Raw genomic sequence first — 20,453 nt, forward strand, 5'->3', positions numbered from 1 at the left:
ACCGATAGGAAAAAGGACAATCCCATGTCTGCCCTACACATCAAAAAAGGCGCCTCCAAGCATTCGGCGTATAACCTGCGCCCCACGTTTTCCGACGTACAGGAACGCCACACCCTGGCGCTGCTGGTTGAAAACGAACCGGGCGTTCTGGCCCGTGTCATCGGCCTGTTCTCGGGCCGTGGCTACAATATCGAAAGCCTGACCGTGGCCGAGGTGGATCACACCGGTCACCTCAGCCGCATCACCGTTGTCACCACCGGCACGCCACAGGTGATCGAACAGATCAAGGCGCAGCTGGGCCGTATCATTTCCGTGCGCGAGGTCCACGATCTGACCGTCGAAGGCCCCTCGGTCGAACGCGAACTGGCCATCCTCAAGGTGGTGAGCGACGGCGACAAGCGGGTCGAGGCGCTGCGCCTGGCAGATATCTTCCGCGCCAATGTGGTGGATAGCACCCTGGAAAGCTTCATCTTCGAGATCACCGGCGCGCCGGAAAAAATCGATGCCTTTGCCGAGCTGATGCGTCCGCTTGGGCTGGCAGAGATTGCTCGCACGGGCGTTGCAGCCCTGCTGCGGGGCAGCTGACCGCCGGTCCCATGCAGCCTGCAGTGCTGAGCGGGCAAGCAAAACAGACAAGAACACAAAAAGGGCCGCCCACCCGGGTCGGCCCTTTTTCTATACCGCATCACCTGTGGCCTGGTATCACCCCTGCCTCAGTGTCACTCCGGGTTCGACGCCCCCCGGGCCAAACACGCCATAGACCCCAGTGCGCGGCCCATCAGCCGTAACGGATCGTCTTGCTCCTGTTTGCCGGAAGGGGGAAGAGAATCACATTGCTGCCCATGGCAGCACCGCCCGTACCATCGACCTGCCGCGCCCCCGACGACACCGCCTTGATCAACTCCTCGGCAAGATCCGGAACGCCTTCGCCATCCAGCACACGCGCATTGGCCGCCAGGCGCATGTTTCCCTTTTGGGTCAGATCGAACTGGATCCAGTCTCCCTTGCAGACAGCGCCCTGCGAAGCTTCAGGTTTTCCATGAAAATAAACGAGATCGCCCTGATCTTCACACCAGATGATTGCCTTGTCTCCGCTGACATCGCTCCAAAGTACATATCCAATCATCGTGCAGGCCTCGTTCGTTTATCGCTCAATTTTGCGGCAATTGACGGTGTGCCAACATGGCAAATACTGCGTCGACCTCTTGCAATTTGTGTCAGTTAGCGTGATCATCTGACGTCATATCGAACCACACTTGACGCGAAACAGCAGCAAGCATCCAAAAGCTATTTAGAAGACAGGTCATTTCTGTCGTCAGAGGATCGAGCAATGGCAACATCTGCCACCGGAAACACGCGGAACGGGACACGACAATCCCGGTCACCCGCCGAATTGCGCGATATGTTTGGCGCCAACCTGCGTCATCTGGCGCTGCAATACCCCTCGATCTCGGAACTGTCGCGGCGCCTTGGCATCAATCGGACGCAGTTCAATCGCTACATGTCCGGCGAAAGTTTCCCGCGTCCGGACGTCCTGGATCGGATCTGCTGCTTCTTTGACGTGGATGCGCGCATTCTGCTGGAACCTGTCGACACACTTGGCAAGCAAGGCAAGATCCTCACCGGACCGTTTCTGGCAGACTTCCTCGGCCATGGGTTCCAGAACCTCAGCGAACAGCTTTTTGCCTCCGGCTTCTATCGGTTCACCCGCCGCAGCTTTATCAATGCCGACAGTTTCGTGGTCGGTCTGGTGCATGTCTTCCGCGGGGAAAGCGGCGAAACCTATATCAAGGGGTTCGAAGCCAAGGAGGCCATGCGCCATCAGGGGCTGCCGGAAGATCCCGCCTCGCGCGAGTTCCGCGGTGTCGTCAGCTGCCACGAGGATGGCGTCGCCTTCCTGATTTCGCGGCGCCGGTCGATGACCTACTCCTTCAACTACCTGGCCCGGGTGGCCTCGTTGGAGAACAATTTCTGGGTCGGCTACGTCGCCCGCACCGTGCGCGAAGGCGGCGACGAACGCGTCACCCGCATGGTCTATGAATACCTTGGGCGGGATCTGGCTCCGGCCATCTCAGCGGCACGCGGCACCGGCTTTGTGAGCGAAGACCAGCTGCTGCCCTATCACCGCAGGCTGTTGCGGACCAAGGAGCGGTTCAACTGACCGGCCGCGAACCTGCCGTTAGGGATGGGCGATCAAGCGGTAGATATGCCAGGTCGCATGTCCCAATAGCGGCAGCACCAGCAGCAGCCCGAGGAAACCGGGCAACATCGCCGCAAAGGTGAGAATGGCGATCACCGCCGCCCAGAGCATCATCGCAACGAAATTCTGCTGCACATAGGTGAAGCTGGTGATCATCGCGGTGACAAAATCCACCTCGCGATCCAGCAGCAGGGGCAGCGCGATCACGGTGATCATGTAAAGAAGCAGCGCAAACAGCGCGCCCACCACGGTGCCGACCCCCAGCATGCTGAGCCCTTCAACCGTCAGGAAGACATCCAGCGAGCTGGAGATATTGGTCATGGTGGAAAGCCCCAGGAACAGGGCAAAGATCATGTGCCCCAGGAAGAACCAGAACAGGAAGACCACGATAATGATGGCGCAGATCGAGGGCAGCTGACGGCGGCTTTGCTGCAGGACCACGCCCAGAATGGCGCGCGCGTCCATCTCCTCGCCCTGCTCGAGCCGGTGCGACACCTCGTAAAGACCCACGGCGGCAAAGGGACCGATCAGCGGGAACCCGATGGCGGCCAGGACCATCCAGAAGGTGGTGCCGGTCGCAAGCGTGATCCAGGTCATCGCCCAGCCCGCCACGACGTAAAAGCCGGCAAAGAACAGCCCGTAGCCGGGGCGCGCCAGGAAATCCTTCCAACCGCATTTCAGCGCATCGCGCAGGATCTCTGCGCGCATGGGTTGCAGCTCCGGTACGCCAAAGGCTTTTTCTGTCATGGATCCGTTCCCTCCCCGAAACGTCTCTCCTCCTCCCGGGTCTCTCCTCACCCCGGCGGAGGCGCTTTCTGTGGCCACTGCGTGGCCCCGTGATACTGTTGCCCCAGGGCCAGAAGGGTCTGGTCCTGTCCCTGGGCGCCAAAGATCTGCAGGCCCATGGGCAGGCCTGCCTCCCCGAACCCTGCCGGTACGGCCAGGCAGGGCAGCCCCAACAGGCTGACCGGCAGCACGACCTGCATCCAGCGATGATAGGTATCCATCTGCACCCCTGCGATCTCGCGCGGGTAGTCGATCTCGACGGGGAAGGGCCAGCACTGTGCCGTGGGCAGGATCAGCGCGTCATAGTCGGAAAACAGCCGCACCGCCGCGCGCTGCCAGTCCGAGCGCAGATCCGACGCCTCCTGCACCTGCTGCGCGGTCATGGCAAACCCGCGCTCCAGCTCCCAGATGGCGGTGTCCTTCAGATGCTCCTTGCGGCCTTCAAACACGCGCAGGCCCGCAGCCACCGCAAAGGACCGCAGGGTGATCCAGGACTCCCAGATCTTTTCGGCCGGAAACGGCGGCGCCACGGCTTCGACGCTATGGCCGAGATCCGCGAAGGTCTTCAGCGCAGCTTCGCAGGTGTCCAGAATGCCGTCCTCCATCGGGAAAGCGCCGCCCCAATCGCCAAGCCAACCGATCCGCATTGGGTCCGGTTCCGGCAGCGGCATAACCGGCGTCCCGCCCGAGGCCAATGGCTGGCGCGGATCCGGCCCGGCCATCACGTCAAGGAGCAGCCCGATATCCTCGGGGCTGCGCGCCATGGGGCCAAGGGTCGATAGCGGATGCATAAACAGATCCCCCTTGGGGTCAGAGGGCACCCAGCCCCAGGTGGGGCGAAAACCGTAGACATTGTTCCAGCCCGCCGGGTTGCGCAGCGATCCCATCATGTCGGAGCCATCGGCCAGCGCCACCATATCGGCGGCCAAGGCAACGGCCGCTCCGCCAGAGGAGCCGCCACAGGTGCGCCCCCCATCAAAGGGATTGCGCGTCGCGCCATAGACCGGGTTGAAGGTGTGCGATCCCAGCCCGAATTCCGGCGTATTGGTCTTGCCGATCAGGATCGCCCCCGCCGCCCGCAGGCGCGAAACGAACAGCTCATCCTCTGTCGGGACGAAATCCTTCATCAGCGGCGAGCCCTGGGTCGAGGCGATGCCTTTGACGTTGGCCAGATCCTTTACCGCCATCGGCAGGCCATGGAGCGGGCCCAGCGGCACATGGGCCGCGCGCATGGCATCGGCCTTGCGGGCCTCCTCCATCAGCTCTTCGGCGGGCCTGAGCGCCACGATGGCATTGAGATCCGGGTTCACCGCCGCGATCCGCGCCAGGGTGCGCTCCATCAGCGCTTCGGCCGTCAGGCTGCCCTCGCGCAATTGCGCCAGAAGATCGCTGGCCGAACAGTATTGAAGGCTGTCTTGGGGCATGGCGGCAAGGCTCCGTTCCTGGTTAGAACAGAGCCTAGCGGCAGAGTTTTGCAAAAGAAAGCCGAGACTTGCCCCGGCCTCATGTCGCCCGCAAGCGCGGCCGCATTACTCGGCTTGCGCGTCCGCGCGGCTCTTGCCGGAGACATCCATGGCCAGGGTCGCCGCCATGAAGCCATCGAGATCCCCGTCCAACACGCCCTTGGTGTCAGAGGTCTCATGGCCGGTGCGCAGATCCTTCACCATCTGATAGGGCTGCAGGACGTAGGAGCGGATCTGGTTGCCCCAGCCCGCGTCGCCCTTGTTCTCATGCGCCTCGTTGATGGCCGCGTTGCGGCGGTCCAGCTCCAGCTGGTAGAGGCGCGATTTCAGCGCTTTCATGGCAATGTCGCGGTTCTGGTGCTGGGACTTCTCCGAGCTGGTCACCACGATACCGGTGGGATGGTGGGTGATTCGCACCGCCGAGTCGGTGGTGTTGACGTGCTGACCGCCCGCGCCCGAGGAGCGATAGGTATCGATACGGATATCCGCCGGGTTCACCTCGATATCGATATTGTCGTCCACCACCGGGTAGACCCAGACCGAACTGAACGAGGTGTGGCGTTTCGCTGCCGAGTCATAGGGCGAGATCCGCACCAGCCGGTGCACGCCGCTTTCGGATTTCAGCCAGCCATAGGCATTGGGACCGGAGATCTTGTAGGAGGCGGATTTGATGCCTGCCTCTTCGCCCGCGCTTTCAGACTGCAGTTCGACCTTGTAGCCCTTCTTTTCCGCCCAGCGCACATACATGCGCGCCAGCATCGACGCCCAGTCGCAGCTTTCGGTGCCGCCCGCACCTGCGTTGATCTCAAGGAAGGTATCGTTGCCGTCCGCCTCGCCATCCAGAAGCGCTTCCAGCTCCTTCTCGGCGGCGGTGACCTTCAGCGCCTTCAGCGCCTCTTCGGCGTCGGCGACGACCTCGGCATCCTCTTCCATCTCGCCAAGTTCGATCAGCTCGATATTGTCGGCCAGATCCTGCTTGATACCCTTGTAGGTATTGATCGCATCAACCAGCATCTGCCGTTCGCGCATCAGCTTCTGCGCCGCTTCGGGATCATCCCAGAGGGTCGGATCCTCCACGCGGGCATTGAATTCCTCCAGGCGGAACTCGGCGGTTTCCCAATTCAGCCGCTGCGCGAGAAGCTCCAGGGACTTCTCGATCTCAGTCACGATATTCTGGGTTTCAGCGCGCATCTTGGGATCATCCTGTCATCACGTTCAGAGCTGGGTGATAGCTCACTGCCAAAGGCAGAACAAGGGCTTGCAGGGCCGCCCCTGCTGGCTGAGGCTGCCCTCTCTGGTCTTGGTCCTGTTGTCAGTAAAGACCACCGGAACTGATGGTGCCGAAACTGGCCTTGGGCCCAAGAACCGCAGTCCCACCGCTGGAGGTGGTCACCTGCCGCCCGGATTGCTGCACCTCTTCCAGCAAAGGCAGGTTCGATCCCATGGCAAAGCCGCCGTCGAAGGTCATGCCGAAGATCGGCTCGGCGCCATCGCGGAAATACTCGGCCACCACATGCGCACCTGAGGCATCATTGGGCAGCGGCGCGCCGGTGTAGCGGTCGATCTTGATGAAATGACCGCCCTCGGGCACGGTGAAGGGCCCGCCGCCGAATTTCTCGACCGCCTTCGTCATGAACTGCTGGAACACAGGCCCGCACATGGTGCCGCCATAGGCACCGCGCCCCATCGGGCGGGGCTGGTCAAAGCCCATGTAGCAGCCGGCGACGATATTGGAGGTGAAGCCCACGAACCAGACATCGCGGGAATCATTGGTGGTGCCTGTCTTGCCCGCCGCAGGAACCGGCAGCTTGATCACACTGGAAGCGGTGCCGCGATCCACCACACCCTTCATCATCGAGGTCAGCTGATAGGCGGTGATCGGATCCATCACCTGATCGCGATCGGCCACGATGCGGGGGCTGCGCCCCTCGGGCAGGTTGGCCACAGAACAATCCACGCAATCGCGGTCATCGTGGCGGTAGATCGTCTTGCCAAAGCGGTCCTGAACCCGGTCCACCAGGGTCGGCTGAACTCGCTGGCCGCCATTGGCGAACATCGCATAGGCCGCGACCATCTTGTAGAGCGTGGTCTCCTCGGCACCCAGGGAGTTTGCCAGGAAGGTGCCCATATTGTCATAGACGCCGAACCGTTCCGCATAGCCCGCCACCACCGGCATCCCCACTTCCTGTGCCAGGCGGATGGTCATCAGGTTCCGGCTCATCTCGATGCCGGTGCGCAGGGGGGTGGGCCCGTAGAACTTGTTGGTGGAGTTCTTGGGCCGCCACAGCCCCTGCGGCGTGTCGATCTCGATCGGGGCGTCCACGACGATGGTTGCCGGACTATAGCCGCTGTCCAGCGCCGCGGCATAGACGAAGGGCTTGAAACTAGACCCCGGCTGACGTTGTGCCTGGGTGGCGCGGTTGAACACAGAATGCTGGTAGGAGAAGCCCCCCTGCATGGCCAGAACCCGGCCGGTGTTCACATCCATGGCGACAAACCCGCCCTGTACCTCGGGCACCTGGCGCAAAGACCAGTGGCTGAAGGCGTCATCCTTCATCTCGGCGCGCACCAGAACCACATCGCCGCGGGTCAGGTTGTCCTTGAAGCTGCCCTTCATCCATTTGATGTCGGCGCGCGGCACGCGGCCCAGATCGGCAACCCCCTCGACCCCGACGGTCAGCGACTGATCGGCGATCTCCAGCACCACGGCAGGCAGCCATTTGCCGCCAAGGTCGATATCGCGGGGCACCTCGGCAGTCTCCAGGGCCGCACGCCAGGCCGCCTCAGAGGCCAGATCCTCTTCGGACAGGGTCACCCCTGTGCCCTGCCAGATCCCGCGCGAACGGTCGTATTTCTCCAGCCCCAGCCGCATGGCGAGGGCCGCTTCGGTCTGCATCTCTTCGTCGATGGTGGCGCGCACGGTGAAACCGCCGGTAAAGAACTCGCCCTCGCCAAAGTCCTGGCTCAACTGACGGCGGATTTCATCGGTGAAGTAATCGCGCGGCGGCAGAGCGGTGCGGAAACTCTCGAAATCACCGTTCTGCACCGAGCGCAGCGGCTGCGCCTCTTCCAGCTTGTAGACATCCTCCGAGATATAGCCGTTCTCGAACATCTCCCGCAGCACATAGTTACGCCGTGCCAGCAGGCGGTCCTTGCGCCGCACCGGGTGATAATCCGACGGTGCCTTGGGCATGGAGGCCAATGTGGCCGCCTCATGCGGGGCCAGTTCGCCCAGGGTCTTGTTGAAATAGGTCTGCGCCGCCGCCGTCACCCCATAGGAGTTCTGGCCGAGGAAGATTTCGTTCAGGTACAGCTCCAGGATCTTGTCCTTTGAGAGCGTCTCCTCCAGGCGGGTCGCGAGAATGATCTCCTTGATCTTGCGCGCGGCCTTGCGGTCCCCGGACAGAAGGAAGTTCTTCATTACCTGCTGGGTGATGGTGGAGGCGCCGCGCACGTTGGAGCCGCGCGAGCGCACCGCCTCATAGGCGGCGGCGGCGATACCACGGGCATCATATCCCTTGTGGGAATAGAAATTCTTGTCCTCGGCAGAGATAAACGCCTGTTTCACCAGCACCGGGATTTCATCCGATGGCGTGAACAGGCGGCGCTCCTGGGCGAATTCGTCGATCAGCTGCCCCTCGCCCGAATAGATCCGGCTGATGGTCGGCGGCTGGTACTGCGCCAGAGATTCATGGCTTGGCAGGTCCTGGCCGTAGATCCAGAACACTCCGCCAATCGTCAGCGCCACCATGGCAATACCCAGGGTGATGGTGCTGAAGATGGAGCCAAAGAAGGATAGAATGAACCTGAGCACGGATAGGGCCTCTTTCGCGGGGTTCCGCCTATATAGGCAGCCTTGGCTTCGGGGTCAAAACGGGAAGCGGAAAACCACCACTGCCCCCTTGCTGCAATGATAGCGGATTCGCGATCCGGGAAACAGGCGAACCAAGAGCAGGAGCGCCGATCAGCCCAATCTGGCCGATCCCTTGCTTCCCGGGGTCGCCGTCTCCCTGTTTTTGGCGCCTGTGCAGGCTACTGACGGACCAGCGGCCTTTGTGCCTCATCCCGGATCCGCCATTCGATCAGCCCGGCCAGAATGCCTCGCGCGGCCTTGGTTCGCCAGGCCGGATCCAGCAGGTTCTTCAGATCCCGCTGACTGGACAGAAAGCCGATTTCGACCAGCACGGAGGGGGTATCCGCCGATTTCAGCACCGAAAACCCGGCCGCGCGCAAGGGCCTGCGATTGAGCGGCCCGCCCTGTGCGCGAAGCCCATCGACGATCGAACGGGCCAGCGCCTCGCTGCGCGGCTGGGTTTCCTGGCGCGCCAGGTCCAGCAAGACATCCGTGACCAGATCATCCGCCGCAGTCAGATCGGTGCCCGCCAGCAGATCCGAGCGATCATGACGTTCTGCCAGCTTGGCCGAGGCCGCATCTGAGGCGTCCTTGGAGAGGGTATAGACGGTCGATCCATGGGCGCCGCCTTCCGACAGGGAATCAGCGTGCAACGAGATGAACAGATCCGCCCCCGCCTGATGCGCCAGGGCAATGCGGCGCTCTAGCGAAACAAAATAATCGCCATCCCGAGTAAGCTGCACCGAGAACTGTCCGGATCGGACCAGCATTTCGCCCAACTCAAAAGCGAATTCCAGCATCAGGCTCTTTTCATCGACCCCGCCTTCGACCTGGGCTCCGGGGTCAATGCCGCCATGGCCCGGATCCAGCACCACCACCAGCGGTGCATTGGCATCGCGCGGGGCTGCCGGGTTCAGCGCCTCCGGCGCCGGAAGATCCCAGCGCCGATCCTTCGGCGCTCCGGCCGAGGCGGCAAAGGCCGCGGCATCGCTGCGCTGCAAGTCCAGAGACAGAACCGCAGCGGCGGTCACCGGGTCCACGGCCATCTCGGCCGCTTCCACCTGCATCGGGCGCCCAAGATCCAGAACCATCCGCGACCAGCCGGGCACATAGGCGCCAAAATGCACAGCGCGCAGGTTCTCGCCCTGCAAAAGCCTCTCTTGGTCCAGGCCAGCCCAGTCAACCTCCTGGAAATCCAGCACAAGCCGGGGCGGCCCATCCAGCGTGAAGATCCGGTAGGGCACGCCTTGGCTGAGATGCAACTCGATCCTTGCCCCCTGCCCCGCATCACGGATCAGGCTGCGCTCGGCATCCACCCGCGCCAGCGCCGAAAAGCCTTGTGCAGTGGCGGTGACGGCCAGCAGACTGCCCCAGATCAATGCCACACACAGCGCCAGAATCCTGCCTGTCATTCTACCCCTGCCCCTTTGCCGACCATATCAGCGATCCTCCATGAAACGGCGCAGGCGCAAAAGCCCTTCTTCGATATCGGCGGTCGAGCGCGCATAGGAGAACCGCAAGGTGGTCGCTCCCCGCACCGGATCAAAATCCAGCCCCGGGGTAACCGCGACGCCTGCCTGCTCCAGGATCTCTGCGGCAAAGGCGCGGCTGTCCTGGGTCAGGTCGGACACATCCGCATAGACATAAAAAGCGCCATCCGGCGGTGCGATCTTGGCAAAACCGGCCTTTGGAAGCCCCTCCAGCATCAACTGGCGGTTCTTGGAATAGACCGCGAGGTTGGCCTGAAGTTCGTCTTCGCAATCCATCGCGGCCAATGCGGCGACCTGGCTGGCATGCGGCGCGCAGATGAACATGTTCTGGGCCAGGCGCTCGACCACGCGCACGTGATCCTCGGGCACCACCATCCAGCCCACGCGCCATCCCGTCATCGAGAAATACTTGGAGAAGGAGTTGATCACATAGGCCTGATCGGTCAGCTCCAGCGCGGTGACGGCTTTCGCTTCATATTCGATGCCGTGATAGATCTCATCAGAGATAAAGGCCGCACCGATGTCGTTCGTTGCATCGATCAAGGCGCCCATGGCGGCGCGGTCCAGCATGGTGCCGGTTGGGTTGGCGGGCGAAGCCACCATCAGCCCGGCCAGATCCAGCCCCGCCAGATCGCCGGGCACCGGTTGCAGACGATGTTCGGGCGCGGTCTCGATGTCCACCGGGGTCAGCCCCAGCGCATGCAGGATCTGCCGGTAGGAAGGATAGCCGGGCGCGCCGATGCCGACCCGGTCACCACTGTCAAATAGCGCGGTAAAGGCCAGCAGGAACGCCCCCGAGGACCCAGAGGTCACCACGACGCGCTCGGGGTTCAGATCCACATCGTACCATTCGCCATACATCCGCGCGATACGTTGCCGCAGCGCCGGAATGCCCAGGGCCACGGTATAGCCCAGCGCATCCTGCTCCAATGCGCGCACCAAAGCGGCCTGCGCGGCCTTAGGCGCACCGGTCGAGGGCTGGCCCACCTCCATGTGGATGATGTGGCGTCCGGCCTCTTCGGCCTTTCGGGCTGCCTCCATCACATCCATCACAATGAAGGGATCCACAGCCGAGCGGGTTGAGTTTCGCATGATGTTCTCCCATGGTGCGCGCATGACTTTTGACCGCTTCTCTCGGCTGGCGTCAATCCCGGCTCTGGTGTTTTGCCTGCTGGCCTATGCGGCAACGGCAGTGCAGGCGGCGTCGATCACCCTGTTGCGCGATGCCGATGTGGAACAGGCGCTGAGCCACCTGTCGGCACCGGTGCTGCAGGCGGCCGGTCTCAACTCGAAACGGGTGAAGGTACTGGTCGTCAACGATTCCCGATACAACGCCTTTGTTTTGGATAGCCGCACGATCTTCATCCATTACGGGCTGATCCTGAAGGCCGACAGCCCCGAAATGCTGCAGGCGGTGATCGCCCATGAGGCCGCCCATATCGCCAACGGTCACCTGGCGCGCCGGATGCAGAACATGCGTTCGGCCGGAAGTGCCGCCGGCCTTGGCATGGCGCTTGCGGCTTTGGCCGCCGCCGCCGGGGCGGGCAGCGAAGCGGCGACCGGCATTGCCATTGGCACCCAAAGTTCCGCCCTGCGGGGATTTCTCTCCCATACCCGCGCCGAAGAGGCCTCGGCTGATCGCTCGGCGGCAGGCTACCTCAGCCGCGCCGGGGTCGATCCAAAGGGGCTGCTGGACCTGCACCGGATATTTGCCGGGCAGGAACTTCTGAGCCTGCGTCACCAGGACCCCTACATGCGCTCGCACCCGCTGTCCCGCGACCGCATTCGCGCCGCCGAGGCCTATGTGGCCAGCCATGGTGGCAAGGTGAGCCCCGACCCGGAGGCGGAGTATTGGTACGCCCGTCTGCGCGGCAAGCTCTCGGCCTTTATCCGGGCTCCGAAATGGACGCTGCGGCGCGCCGGTGAGGAGAGCCACAAGGACATCCGCCTGATGCGCCAAGCCATCGCCCATCATCGGCGCAATGATCAGGCCAAGGCCCTGGCGGCGATCAACGGTGCCATCGCCCTGCGCCCCAAGGATGCCTTCTATGCGGAACTCAAAGGGCAGATCCTGATGGAGAACCGACGCTGGGGAGAGGCGCTGAGCAGCTATCAGCAAGCGGTTTCTCTGGCGCCTCGCGATCCGCTGATCCTGGCCAACCATGGCCGCGCGCAACTGGCGGCGGGCCAGCCCAAGGCCGCGATCAAGACGCTGGAAGCCTCCCGCGCCATCGATTTTCGAAATGCGCTGCTGTTGCGGGACATGGCCCAGGCCTATGCGCAGACCAAACAGACCGGCATGGCAGCCCTTGTCACGGCCGAACGCTATGCCCTACAGGGTCGGCTGGATGATGCCGGCCTGCACGCAAAACGTGCCACAGCCCTTCTGCCCACCGGATCGCCTGCCTGGCGTCGGGCGCAGGACGTGCTGCTGGCCTATGAGAAAAGAGAGAAGAGGAAGAGATAATGATCCGTCTTACCCGTGCGGCAGCCGCTGCTGCCACCGCGCTGGCACTGCTGGGCGCTCCGGCGCAGGCGCTGGACCTGTCGGCCATGACCCCGGCCGAGCGTGACGCCTTTGGAGAGCAGGTGCGCGCCTACCTTCTGGCCAATCCCGAAGTGATCCTGGAGGCGGTGAACCTTCTGGAGCAGCAACAGGCTGCGGATGAGGCGGCGCGGGATCAGGCGCTGGTCGCCGCGAACCTCGCCGAATTGGAAAACGACGGCTACTCCTTCGTCGGTGGCAACCCCGAGGGCGACATCACCCTGGTGGAATTCATGGACTATCGCTGCGGCTACTGCCGCAAGGCCGCTCCCGAAGTGGCCGAACTCCTGGCCGAGGACGGCAATATCCGCTGGGTGATCAAGGAGTTCCCGATCCTGGGCGATGCCTCGGTGCTGTCGTCCCGTTTCGCGGTGGCCACCAAGCAGATCGCGGGCGACGACGCCTATGAGGATGTGCACAAGGCGCTGATGGGGCTGAAGGGTGAACCCAATGAAGTGGCTCTGCGCCGACTGGCCGACGGGCTGGGCCTGGACGCAGAGGCGATCCTGGCACGGATGGACAGTGACGAGGTCACCGCCGAGCTGCGCCGCACGCGCGACCTGGCCCAGCAACTGTCGATCTCGGGCACGCCCACCTTCGTGCTGGGGGGCGAATTGCTGCGTGGCTACCTGCCCAAGGACCAGATGGAAATCATCGCCGCCGAGGTTCGCAAGAACCGCAGCTAGGTGCAGGCGGCGAACTCTATGCCAATACAAAACGGGGTGCCGATCGGCACCCCGTTTCATTTGTAGCCACTTGTATATGCTGGCCCGTTTGATTTGCGGACCCGCCCGAAAGGGACACGCACTAGGACGCTTGTGCCTCCTCAGCCTCGGAGGCTGCGCGTTCGATCTCGGCGGCCTTGCGTTCGACCTGTTCGACGATGTGTTCGACCATCGCCTCGTTGCTCATCTTGTGGCTGGCCTTGCCCGCCAGATAGACCATTCCAGAGCCTGCCCCACCGCCGGTGAACCCCACATCGGTCATCAAGGCTTCACCCGGACCATTCACCACGCAGCCGATGATCGACAGGCTCATGGGCGTATGGATATGGGCCAGGCGCTCTTCCAGTTTTTCCACCGTCTTGATCACGTCGAACCCCTGCCGCGCGCAGGAGGGGCAGGAGATGATATTGACGCCCCGGTGGCGCAGGCCCAGCGATTTCAGGATCTCGAAACCGACCTTCACCTCTTCAACCGGATCGGCCGACAGGCTGACGCGCAGGGTATCGCCAATACCCATCCACAACAGCTGCCCAAGGCCGATGGCGGACTTGATGGTGCCGGAGACAAATCCGCCCGCCTCGGTGATACCAAGGTGGATCGGTGCATCGGTGGCCTCGGCCAGCTGCTGATAGGCGGCTGCCGACATGAAGACATCCGAGGCTTTCACCGAGATCTTGAACTCGTGGAAATCATGGTCCTGCAGGATACGGATATGATCCAATCCGCTTTCCACCATCGCCTCGGGACAGGGTTCGCCGTATTTGTCCAGGAGGTGCTTTTCCAGCGAGCCCGCATTCACCCCGATGCGGATCGAGCAGTTGTGATCGCGCGCGGCGCGGATCACCTCGGCCACGCGTTTTTCGTCCCCGATATTGCCGGGGTTGATCCGCAGGCAGGCCGCCCCGGCCTCGGCGGCCTCGATCCCGCGTTTGTAGTGGAAATGGATATCGGCCACGATGGGGACCGGGCTTTCGCGCACGATCTCCTTCAGCGCTTTTGACGAAGCCTCATCCGGCACCGAGACCCGCACCAGATCGGCCCCGGCCTCGGCGGCGGCCTGCACCTGTGCCACGGTCGCCGCCACATCGGTGGTCAGCGTATTGGTCATGGTCTGAACCGCGATCGGCGCATCGCCCCCGATCGGTACATTGCCCACATGGATCTGGCGGCTTTTGCGGCGCTCGATATGGCGCCAGGGTCGGATGTGGTTCATAGACATGGGGTCCGTCCGGTCTGCTCCTGCTTAGCCGCTAGATACGGCCTGTGGCGGGCAGCTTCAATGGCGGCCCGTGCAGAGATAACCCGAAATGACCGGCATTCCAGGCGGGATGGGGCTCAATCGACGAAAGTCAGTCCTGAGGTGCGCCTTCCAGACGCAGCTGCGCCACCACCGAGGCCAGGGCCCGGTTGCGGTCATCTTCCAGATCGGCAACCTCAAAGCGCGTGGAAATCGCATCCGGGGAAAGATCGATATTCTTGGTCACCCGCCCCCGCTGGCCCACCGGACCGAAATGCGCTCCATTGACCGCAAAATAGATGCCGCTGCTCTCACCGGTCTTCAGCTGCGACGGCACCTCGGTCAGAGGAATCTTGAAGCTGTCGCCCGGTTCCATGATGCCTTCGAAGATCACGCTGCCGTCTGCCGATGTCACTTCAACCCAAGCGGGGCGAACCGCCAGGATCTCGGCGCCTTGCGCCACCTGCTCCACCACCTGCGGGACCTCAAGCTGCTGCCCCTTGCTATCGGCAGGCTGGCGCGCCTCGGCCAGTTGCACGCTGGGCAGTTCGGGCTCTGCAAAATTGCCATAGGTGCGCGGATCCAGCGTCGCGATCGGCGCATCGCGGGCTTCGAGGATCGGCACATCCAGCGCCTGCGGACGATAAAGCCGGTCCAGGGCCACCGCCGCCGGATCGCTGGCCGCATCGGCCAGGTTCAGGCGCGCACCGTCCAGCGGATCAACATCGGCCAGCACCAGCGGCGTCTGATCGACCGGCGCGAATTGCACCTGCTGCACCTCCTTGAGGATGCTCCAGCCGCCATAGCCAATGCCGCCGATCAGCGCGCCCAGCACCATCAGGGAGCCGACGGCACGCAGTTCGATATGGCTGAAGATACTGCCCGCGGAGGGCGCAAAAGGCGTGTTCGGAGAGGTAAAGGGATCGCCGCCAAGGCTTGTGCCAATTGACCGCTGCGCCGCTGCGGTCGGCTTGCCGCCAGCCTGCGCCTTGCGCACCGAGGCCTCGGCGGACATGCCATGGGCCACCGTAAAGCCGCTTTCCTTGCAGAAGGTCACAAAGGCCTGTTCGGGATCCATGTTCAGATAGCGCGCATAGGAGCGCACATAACCTGCGATAAAGCCCGGGGTGTCAAAGACGGAGGGATCGGAATTCTCGATGGCGGCAATGTAGGAGGCCTTGATGCGCAGCTCGCGCTGGACGTCGAGAAGCGATTTCCCCATCGTCGCCCGTTCACCGCGCATCATGTCGCCAAGCCGAAGCTCGAAATCATCAAACCCCTTGGGAGCAGAGGGTTCAACCTGCTCTTTGGGTTTGCGCTGAGTGAGGCGCCCAATCATTACTGCCGTCCCATCTGTCCCTGCCGAAACCGAATTTTCGCGTCTGGCGAATCACCCGAACGACTCAACCAGACCAATCCGTTGATGAAACGATAACACACTCAACAGTTTTGAACACAGATCTGTGCGTTAGCCCGCCAATTCGGCACGATTCAGCGCACAATGCGACCACAAACCGTCCATTGCCTGCACCAAACCGTCAATTTCCAGCGGTCCATGCACCGGAGAGGGCGTAAACCGCAGTCTTTCGGTGCCGCGCGGAACGGTGGGGAAGTTGATCGGCTGGACGTAGATTCCGTATTCCGACAGCAGCATGTCGCTCAACTTCTTGGTGTGGACCGGATCGCCCACGATCACGGGCACGATGTGGCTGCCGTGATCGATGATCGGCAGACCCAGCCCCTTGAGCCGCAGCTTCAGCACCTTTGCCTGTTCCTGATGCTTTTCGCGCAGCTCGGGCGCGGTTTTCAGATAGGCAACCGAGGCCGCCGCCCCCGCCGCCACCGCAGGTGCCAGGGACGTGGTGAAGATGAAGCCCGGCGCATAAGAGCGGATTGCATCGCACATCTTTTCGGACGCGGCGATATAGCCCCCCATCACGCCATATGCCTTGGCCAGGGTGCCATTGATGATGTCGATCCGATGGGCCAGGTTGTCCCGCTCGGTGACACCACCGCCACGCGCACCATACATGCCGACCGCATGCACCTCGTCGATATAGGTCAGCGCGCCGAATTCATCCGCCAGATCGCAGATCTCCTCGATCGGACCGAAATCGCCATCCATCGAATAGATCGATTCAAAGGCGATCAGCTTGGGCGCCTCGGGATCATCCGCTTGCAGCAGCTCGCGCAGATGCGCCACGTCGTTGTGACGGAAGACGCGCTTGGCACCGCCATTGCGGCGCACGCCTTCGATCATCGAGGCGTGGTTCAGCTCATCCGAATAGATGATCAGACCGGGAAACAGCTTGGGCAGCGTCGAAAGCGTCGCGTCATTGGCGATATATGCCGAGGTGAACAGCAGTGCCGCCTCCTTGCGGTGCAGATCCGCCAGCTCCGCCTCAAGCCGCTTGTGATAGACCGTGGTCCCCGAGATATTGCGGGTGCCGCCAGAGCCCGCACCCGTAGCATCAATCGCCTCATGCATCGCATTCAGGACAACCGGATGCTGCCCCATGCCAAGGTAGTCGTTGCCACACCAGACGGTGATATCCTGTTGCTCCCCATCGGGACGGGTCCAGACCGCATGGGGAAACTGGCCGTTCTTGCGCTCGATGTCGATGAAGGTGCGGTAGCGTCCCTCTTCGTGGAGGCGTTCAATCGCTGCGTCGAGTTTCGCGGTATAATCCACCGGCATCTCCATAGCTTAGGTCTGGCGCAAAGGCGCTGGCGCGGGAGGCTCCCACATTCACGTTCGTGAATAACTACCTCACACGCCGGTTTCGATCAACTGCTTACGCAACAGGCGACCTGCGCAACATTGATGCAGGTCAAATAAACCTAAGGATCCCTATGGGCAACCGAGGGAGCCTTGCTTTTTTCCATCCAATTGCCACCACTTGGACATCAAAGGCGCAAGCGGCACATCATCGGAAACCTCTTCAATTCTCGGTGAGCGATGGCCACTGGTGCGCCTTGCTGGGCGCTGCTACGGTCCCAAAAAACGAAGAAACCTCTGGAGTGAAAGATGTCTTTGAACGAAGTGCTTGACCGTATCGATGCGGATGTCTCGGCCGCCACCGACCGGCTGCTGGAGCTGTTGCGCATCCAGTCGATCTCGACCGATCCTGCCTATAAGGCAGAGTGCGAGAAGGCCGCCGATTGGCTGGTGGCGGATCTCAACTCCATCGGTATTGCCGCCGAAAAACGCGCGACTCCGGGTCATCCGATGGTGGTGGGCCATGTGGGTCAGGAAAACCAGGACGCGCCCCATGTTCTGTTCTACGGTCACTATGACGTACAGCCCGTCGATCCCCTGAACCTGTGGAAGACGCCGCCGTTTGAGCCGCAATTGGAAGACACCGATAACGGCACCGTGATCCGCGGCCGTGGCGCATCGGACGACAAGGGGCAGCTGATGACCTTTGTCGAGGCCTGTCGTGCCTGGAAGGCCATCCACGGCTCCCTGCCCTGCCGCATCACCTTCTTCTTCGAGGGCGAAGAGGAATCAGGCTCACCTTCGCTTGTGCCCTTCATGAAGGCGCACGCCGAGGAGCTGAAAGCGGAGATCGCCCTGATCTGCGACACCTCCATGGTATCGCGCGGCGTGCCGTCTATCGCATCGCAGCTGCGCGGCATGTTGAAGGATGAGTTCACCCTGGTGGGGCCGCGCATCGACCTGCATTCGGGCCACTATGGCGGTCCGGGCCTCAACCCCCTGCGCGAGATCAGCCGGATCGTTGCCTCCTTCTACGACGAGGAGAGCGGCAAGATCGCCGTCGAGGGCTTCTATGAGGGCGTCAACGAGGTGCCCGAAGATCAGCTGCGCCAGTGGGACGGCTGCGGTTTCGACCCGGAAGACTACCTTGGCAATGCAGGCTACACGCAGGCCCATGGCGAAAAGGACCGCAGCATCCTGGAGCAGCAATGGGCACGCCCCACGCTGGAGGTGAACGGCTTGTGGGGCGGCTACAATGGCGCCGGATCGAAAACCGTGATCCCCTCCGAGGCGCATTGCAAGATCACCTGCCGCCTGGTGGGCGACATGGATCCGGATGCGCTGCGGCTCAAGATCCGCAAACACGTTGAAGAGCGCCTGAAGCCCGACTGCAAGGTGATCTGGGACAACGACCTGGAAGGCTCGCGCGCCTCGGTGATGGATATCTCGCGCCCTGAATTCACCGCGGCGCGCGGCGCCCTCAGCGATGAATGGAACCGCGAGGCGGTGTTCTGCGGCATGGGCGGATCGATCCCGATCGCGGGCTTCTTCAAATCGATCCTGGGCATGGAATCCATGCTGATCGGCTTTGCCAATGAGGATGACGCAATCCATTCCCCGAACGAGAAGTACGACCTCAAGAGCTTCCACAAGGGGATCCGCTCCTGGGCGCGGGTGCTGGACGCCCTGACCAAGGCCTGACGGGAGAGACCTCCCGCCCCGCCCTGGGCCTTCGGCCCGGGCGCGTTGGGCCCGGCAGCGCGCCTGCGGCGCGCTGCCGACGCGTCAAATCGCCACCGCTACGGTGCAAACGGCCAACCGGCCAGCTCGGGAGACACGCCAATGACCGCCAAGATCGAAACCGGCCAGGCACAGGTCAATGGTCAGACCATTGCCTATTCACGCCAGGGAAGCGGCCCTGCGGTCCTGCTGTTACATGGTTTCCCGCAAACACAGGTCATGTGGCAGGGGGTGGCGCCGATGCTGGCTGACCGCTTCACCGTGGTCTCGGCCGATCTGCGCGGCTACGGGGCAAGCAGCAAACCGGACGGCATGGAGGCCATGGGTTTTCGCGAGATGGGCAAGGATCAGGTGGCGCTGATGGCCGCGCTGGGTCATAGCCGGTTTCACCTGATCGGCCACGATCGCGGCGCCCGTACCGCGCATCGCATGACGCTGGACCACCCGGAGGCCATTGCCAGCCTCACCCTGTTGGACATCATTCCCACGCATCTGCTGCTGAACGACCTGCGCCAGGAGGTCGCCCGCGCCTATTATCACTGGTTTTTCCTTTCTCAGCCCGCGCCATTTCCCGAAGAGATGATCGAGGCGGATCCGGACCGCTACTTTGAAAGCTGCCTTCTGGGCTGGGGCGGTGCCAGCCTTCAGGTTTTCCCGCCAGAGGCGCTGGAAGCCTACCGCAGAAGCTGGCGTGACAAGGCCACGATCCACAGCATGTGCAACGACTACCGCGCCGCCATCGATGTGGATTTTGCCCTGGATGCCGCAGATCTGGATCGCAAGATCAACTGCCCCGCCCTGGTGTTATATGGGGCGACGGGCGCCATGGCGAAACACTATGATGTGGAGGCGACCTGGGCGCCACATCTTTCCGATATGCGCTGCGCCGCAATTCCGGGCGGGCATTTCTTTGTCGATCAATACCCGGCAGAAACGACCGAGGCGCTGCTGACCTTCCTGAAGGACCAACCGGCGTTCTGAAATCTGAAACAGTATTGATCTGGAACAGTGGTGCTCGGGAACTTTGGCGCAGGTTCCACGCGGCCTGCCGACCCCTATCCTTGGCGAAGGCGTAGCGCGCGCATGGCCTTCAAGACCAGCAGCGCAATTGGCGCGCCGTGCATCAACAGGTCGAACCAGTCCAGGGCCCGGCGCAAGTCACCCGCAAACAGCATCTTGAGCTTTTCCCAAAGATGCGGCTCAGGGAAAAAAGGCGCCAGTCCAAGAAGCAGCGCAACGATGATCGCCGTCGGCCAATCGATTTTATCCAGCAGCGTCATGGCAGGGTCCCGTTCATCAATCAATGAGGAAAGTGGCGCGGTTGACGGGGCTCGAACCCGCGACCCCCGGCGTGACAGGCCGGTACTCTAACCAGCTGAGCTACAACCGCGCATGGGCCAATTAATGGCTTTCCGAGAAGGTCCCTGTTCAGAGAAACCCGCGGGGCGGGACCAGACAAATGAGTGGCGCGGTTGACGGGGCTCGAACCCGCGACCCCCGGCGTGACAGGCCGGTACTCTAACCAACTGAGCTACAACCGCGCATGGGTCTCATTGTCTGCCGTTCGGCATCTCCCCTCCGGGGCGGGTTCCGATAATGCCCGGAACAGGCAGGCAGCAGTGGCGCGGTTGACGGGGCTCGAACCCGCGACCCCCGGCGTGACAGGCCGGTACTCTAACCAACTGAGCTACAACC

The 20,453-nt window shown here is 62.6% G+C and carries 17 protein-coding genes and 2 tRNA genes; 6 read left to right on the plus strand and 13 right to left on the minus strand.

Going from position 1 to position 20,453, the window contains the following annotated elements; translation table 11 throughout:
- Window positions 1-24 precede the first annotated feature (24 nt).
- Window positions 25-585 carry an acetolactate synthase small subunit gene (ilvN, locus tag PXK01_RS16790; protein ID WP_274849237.1) on the plus strand — a complete coding sequence of 187 codons (561 nt, stop codon included), beginning with the start codon at window positions 25-27 and terminating at the stop codon, window positions 583-585.
- A 193-nt stretch (window positions 586-778) separates the two neighbouring features.
- Here the strand turns inward: ilvN and PXK01_RS16795 are convergent, their stop codons facing one another.
- The gene (locus PXK01_RS16795) at window positions 779-1,126 is read right to left on the minus strand and encodes a hypothetical protein (RefSeq protein ID WP_274860987.1); all 348 of its coding nucleotides are present in this window, start codon (window positions 1,124-1,126) and stop codon (window positions 779-781) included.
- 276 nt (window positions 1,127-1,402) lie between these two features.
- Between PXK01_RS16795 and PXK01_RS16800 the strand changes: the two genes are divergently transcribed.
- The gene (locus PXK01_RS16800) at window positions 1,403-2,161 is read left to right on the plus strand and encodes a helix-turn-helix domain-containing protein (protein ID WP_274860999.1); all 759 of its coding nucleotides are present in this window, start codon (window positions 1,403-1,405) and stop codon (window positions 2,159-2,161) included.
- An 18-nt stretch (window positions 2,162-2,179) separates the two neighbouring features.
- Here the strand turns inward: PXK01_RS16800 and PXK01_RS16805 are convergent, their stop codons facing one another.
- The 6 genes from PXK01_RS16805 to PXK01_RS16830 form a co-directional block, all read right to left on the minus strand.
- Window positions 2,180-2,947, minus strand: a complete 768-nt coding sequence (locus PXK01_RS16805; protein ID WP_274860988.1) for a DUF2189 domain-containing protein — start codon at window positions 2,945-2,947, stop codon at window positions 2,180-2,182.
- A 47-nt stretch (window positions 2,948-2,994) separates the two neighbouring features.
- Window positions 2,995-4,410, minus strand: coding sequence for an amidase (locus tag PXK01_RS16810; protein WP_274860990.1), 1,416 nt, complete (start codon window positions 4,408-4,410; stop codon window positions 2,995-2,997).
- A gap of 105 nt (window positions 4,411-4,515) precedes the next feature.
- Window positions 4,516-5,640 carry a peptide chain release factor 2 gene (prfB, locus tag PXK01_RS16815; RefSeq protein ID WP_274860991.1) on the minus strand — a complete coding sequence of 375 codons (1,125 nt, stop codon included), beginning with the start codon at window positions 5,638-5,640 and terminating at the stop codon, window positions 4,516-4,518.
- A gap of 121 nt (window positions 5,641-5,761) precedes the next feature.
- The gene (locus PXK01_RS16820; RefSeq protein ID WP_274860992.1) at window positions 5,762-8,263 is read right to left on the minus strand and encodes a penicillin-binding protein 1A; all 2,502 of its coding nucleotides are present in this window, start codon (window positions 8,261-8,263) and stop codon (window positions 5,762-5,764) included.
- Between the two features lie 218 nt (window positions 8,264-8,481).
- Window positions 8,482-9,714, minus strand: a complete 1,233-nt coding sequence (locus PXK01_RS16825; protein WP_274849230.1) for an N-acetylmuramoyl-L-alanine amidase — start codon at window positions 9,712-9,714, stop codon at window positions 8,482-8,484.
- A 27-nt stretch (window positions 9,715-9,741) separates the two neighbouring features.
- On the minus strand, window positions 9,742-10,884 hold the full coding sequence (locus PXK01_RS16830) for a pyridoxal phosphate-dependent aminotransferase (RefSeq protein WP_274860993.1): 1,143 nt from the start codon (window positions 10,882-10,884) through the stop codon (window positions 9,742-9,744).
- On the opposite strand from PXK01_RS16830, the gene PXK01_RS16835 reads away from it, so the two are divergent.
- Together PXK01_RS16835 and PXK01_RS16840 are read left to right on the plus strand one after the other, a co-directional pair.
- Window positions 10,883-12,259, plus strand: a complete 1,377-nt coding sequence (locus tag PXK01_RS16835) for a M48 family metalloprotease (RefSeq protein ID WP_274860994.1) — start codon at window positions 10,883-10,885, stop codon at window positions 12,257-12,259. The two genes, PXK01_RS16830 and PXK01_RS16835, sit on opposite strands and share 2 nt — an antisense overlap.
- On the plus strand, window positions 12,259-13,023 hold the full coding sequence (locus PXK01_RS16840) for a DsbA family protein (RefSeq protein ID WP_274860995.1): 765 nt from the start codon (window positions 12,259-12,261) through the stop codon (window positions 13,021-13,023). Before PXK01_RS16835 ends, PXK01_RS16840 begins: the two co-directional genes overlap by 1 nt.
- 121 nt (window positions 13,024-13,144) lie before the next feature.
- On the opposite strand, the gene ispG is transcribed toward PXK01_RS16840, so the two are convergent.
- From ispG to hemA, 3 genes are all read right to left on the minus strand, one after another.
- A complete protein-coding gene (ispG, locus tag PXK01_RS16845; protein ID WP_274849226.1) occupies window positions 13,145-14,281 on the minus strand; it encodes a flavodoxin-dependent (E)-4-hydroxy-3-methylbut-2-enyl-diphosphate synthase in 1,137 nt (378 codons plus the stop codon).
- A gap of 130 nt (window positions 14,282-14,411) precedes the next feature.
- A complete protein-coding gene (locus PXK01_RS16850; RefSeq protein ID WP_274860996.1) occupies window positions 14,412-15,638 on the minus strand; it encodes a helix-turn-helix domain-containing protein in 1,227 nt (408 codons plus the stop codon).
- A 129-nt stretch (window positions 15,639-15,767) separates the two neighbouring features.
- Window positions 15,768-16,991, minus strand: a complete 1,224-nt coding sequence (gene hemA, locus PXK01_RS16855; protein ID WP_274849224.1) for a 5-aminolevulinate synthase — start codon at window positions 16,989-16,991, stop codon at window positions 15,768-15,770.
- Window positions 16,992-17,327: 336 nt separating this feature from the next.
- Here hemA and PXK01_RS16860 point away from each other — a divergent pair, with 336 nt between their 5' ends.
- Window positions 17,328-18,719 carry a M20/M25/M40 family metallo-hydrolase gene (locus PXK01_RS16860; RefSeq protein ID WP_274849223.1) on the plus strand — a complete coding sequence of 464 codons (1,392 nt, stop codon included), beginning with the start codon at window positions 17,328-17,330 and terminating at the stop codon, window positions 18,717-18,719.
- Window positions 18,720-18,860: 141 nt separating this feature from the next.
- Window positions 18,861-19,739: an alpha/beta fold hydrolase gene (locus PXK01_RS16865; protein ID WP_274860997.1), complete on the plus strand. Its 879-nt coding sequence runs from the start codon at window positions 18,861-18,863 to the stop codon at window positions 19,737-19,739.
- Between the two features lie 74 nt (window positions 19,740-19,813).
- Here PXK01_RS16865 and PXK01_RS16870 read toward each other — a convergent pair whose 3' ends face one another.
- From PXK01_RS16870 to PXK01_RS16880, 3 genes are all read right to left on the minus strand, one after another.
- The gene (locus PXK01_RS16870; protein WP_274860998.1) at window positions 19,814-20,038 is read right to left on the minus strand and encodes an RND transporter; all 225 of its coding nucleotides are present in this window, start codon (window positions 20,036-20,038) and stop codon (window positions 19,814-19,816) included.
- A 33-nt stretch (window positions 20,039-20,071) separates the two neighbouring features.
- A tRNA-Asp gene (locus PXK01_RS16875) sits at window positions 20,072-20,148 on the minus strand.
- Window positions 20,149-20,222: 74 nt separating this feature from the next.
- Window positions 20,223-20,299 (minus strand) — tRNA-Asp (locus tag PXK01_RS16880).
- Window positions 20,300-20,453 lie beyond the last annotated feature (154 nt).

Origin of the sequence: Phaeobacter sp. PT47_59 (assembly GCF_028890025.1) — a bacterium.
Classification (GTDB): Bacteria; Pseudomonadota; Alphaproteobacteria; order Rhodobacterales; family Rhodobacteraceae; genus Phycobacter.